Origin of the sequence: Geminicoccus flavidas (genome assembly GCF_009806515.1) — a bacterium.
GTDB lineage: Bacteria > Pseudomonadota > Alphaproteobacteria > Geminicoccales > Geminicoccaceae > Geminicoccus > Geminicoccus flavidus.
The window spans coordinates 1-2732 of the sequence record NZ_WUJP01000463.1 but is presented as its reverse complement, the minus strand read 5'-3'; the positions used below and the strand labels follow the sequence as shown (position 1 = coordinate 2732).

Below are 2732 nucleotides of genomic sequence, written 5' to 3'. Positions count from 1 at the left end.
GACGGGCAGAGCGGCGGCTTTGCCGGCAGGATCACGGCCCTGGGCAAGCGCAGCGCAGCGGTCGCGGTGCTGGACAAGCTCCGGGACCTGCCGGAGCGCAGCGCGGCACCGGTGCTGTTCCAGGCGGTCATCCGCCGGCCGAGGCTGGAATGGCTGGTCGAGAAGGCCACGGAGCTCGACGTGGCGGCGATCGTGCCGGTGCGCAGCCAGCGGATCGCCCACCCCTTGGGCCGCCTCGAGCGCCTCCACGCGATCGCGGTCGAGGCGGCCGAGCAGTGCGGACGGCTGGACGTGCCGGTGATCCATGGGGAAACGCCGCTGGCGGGAATCGGGCCGTTGCGCCGGCCGGGCCGGCCGCTCCTGGTGCTGGATCCCCTGGCCGAAGCCAGCGCCCTGGACCTGCTGGGCAGGGAGCCGGATGGCGCCGATCTTCTGATCGGGCCCGAGGGCGGGCTTGCTCCGGAGGACGATGCGGTGCTAGCCGGCCTTCCCGATGTCGTGCGGGGCCGTCTGGCGCCCACGGTGCTGCGTGCGGAAACCGCGGCGCTGGCGGCTCTGGCGGCCAGCGTCATGCTGCGCCGTTTCCAGGCCCCGCTCAGCGTCGAATCTCTGCAAACGGACGAATAACCCTCGGAGAACCAAAAACTTGCGGCAATCTGTCACTCGCGGCCTGCTGGGGCTCGTCCATATGGTCGCTGCGAGCCGGGAGGTCGCGCATCTCCCGGGAAGGATGTCGTTCGTCCGGGGATCTGGTGTCCGGGGATTCGGGGCCGCAAGTCGGGCGATGAGCGAGGCAAAGAAGGAAGCGGTGTCGATGCGATTGCGCGCGCTACCGGTGCTGGCGATGGCGGTGGTCATCCTGCTCGCCGGAGGGATGTTCGCCGCTTATGCGGCGCAACCCGAGCCTTGGCAGATGAACCTGCAGCCCGCCGCGTCGCCCGTGGAAGACCGGATGCACGCGTTCCACAACCTGCTCCTGGTCGTGATCACCGCGATCACGATCTTCGTGCTGGCGCTGCTCGTCTACACGTGCTGGCGCTTCCGCGAGAGCAGCAACCCGACGCCGTCGCGCCGCTCGCACCACACGATCCTGGAGATCGTCTGGACCGCCGTGCCGGTGCTGATCCTGGTGATCATCGCGATCCCCTCGTTTCGCCTGCTCTACTATGTGGACGTGGTGCCCGAGAGCGAGATGACGCTGAAGGTGGTGGGCCACCAGTGGTACTGGTCGTACGAGTACCCAGATCATGAAGGCATCAGCTTCGACGCCAACATGGTCCAGGAGGCGGAACTCCAGCCGGGCGACCCGCGGCTGCTCACGACCGACAATGTCGTGGTGCTGCCGGTGGACACCGTCGTCCGGGTGCAGATCACCGCGGCCGACGTGATCCATAGCTGGGGCGTTCCCTCGCTCGGCTGGACCACTGACGCGGTGCCGGGCCGGCTGAACGAGCGCTGGCTCAGGATCGAGGAGCCCGGGATGTATTACGGCCAGTGCAGGGAACTGTGCGGCGACCTGCACGCCTATATGCCGATCGCGATCAGGGCGGTGACGAAGGAAGAGTTCGCCACCTGGATCGAGGAGGCCAAGCAGCAATTCGCGCAGGCCGGTGGCGGGGCGGTGGTGGCGGATGCCGCCCAGGCCCTGGCTCCGCAGCGCTGACCGGCCGGAGAGACGTTCGATGGCGCACGAAGCCACCCACGCCCATGTGGATCCCGCCAGCCATCCCGTCGGCTGGCGGCGCTGGGTCTATTCCACCAACCACAAGGACATCGGCACGATGTACCTGTGGTTCGCAGGCTTTGCCGGCATTGTCGGCATGCTCATGTCCATGGTTATCCGTGCCGAGCTGATGACGCCGGGCGATCAGATCCTGGGCGGCAACTACCATTTCTACAACATGATGTTGACCGGCCACGGCCTCGTCATGGTGTTCTTCTTCGTCATGCCGGCCCTGATCGGCGGCTTCGGCAACTGGATGATGCCGATCATGATCGGGGCGCCGGACATGGCGTTTCCGCGCATGAACAACATCAGCTTCTGGCTGCTGGTCCCGGCCTTCCTCCTGTTGTTCGCCTCCCTGTTCGTCGGCGGTGCCGGGACGGGCTGGACGGTCTACCCGCCGCTCTCCTCGCTGATCGGTCATCCGGGCATGGCGGTGGATTTCGCGATCTTCTCGCTGCACCTGGCCGGTGTGTCGTCGCTGCTGGGCGCAGTGAACTTCATCACCACCGTCTTCAACATGCGCGCGCCGGGCATGACGCTCCACAAGATGCCGCTGTTCGCCTGGGGCATGCTGATCACCGCGTTCCTGCTGCTGCTCGCGGTCCCGGTGCTGGCCGGCGCCATCACCATGCTGCTGACCGACCGCAACTTCGGCACCTCGTTCTTCGATCCGGCCGGCGGCGGTGACCCGGTCCTGTACCAGCATCTGTTCTGGTTCTTCGGCCATCCCGAAGTCTACATCATGATCCTGCCGGCCTTCGGCATCATCAGCCACATCGTGTCGACCTTCTCGAGGAAGCCGATCTTTGGCTACCTCGGCATGGCCTACGCGATGGTCGCCATCGGCGTGATCGGCTTCGTCGTGTGGGCGCACCACATGTTCACCGTCGGCCTCGGCGTGAACGTGAAGGCCTATTTCACGGCAGCGACGATGATCATCGCCGTGCCCACCGGCATCAAGATCTTCTCCTGGATCGCGACGATGTGGGGCGGCTCGATCCGCTTC

3 protein-coding genes are annotated in these 2732 nt (G+C 66.5%); all 3 read left to right on the top strand.

Annotated features, from left to right (window positions below; all coding sequences use genetic code 11):
• A partial coding sequence (locus tag EQG76_RS12990) for an RsmE family RNA methyltransferase (protein ID WP_159713955.1) occupies nucleotides 1–627 on the top strand: 627 nt, incomplete at its 5' end.
• Between the two features lie 157 nt (nucleotides 628–784).
• Nucleotides 785–1663 (top strand): cytochrome c oxidase subunit II, encoded by an 879-nt coding sequence (coxB, locus tag EQG76_RS12985; RefSeq protein ID WP_235031346.1) that lies wholly within the window; start codon nucleotides 785–787, stop codon nucleotides 1661–1663.
• 19 nt (nucleotides 1664–1682) lie between these two features.
• Nucleotides 1683–2732, top strand: a 1050-nt coding sequence (locus EQG76_RS12980; RefSeq protein ID WP_200840783.1) for a cbb3-type cytochrome c oxidase subunit I, incomplete at its 3' end; no start/stop codon positions are given.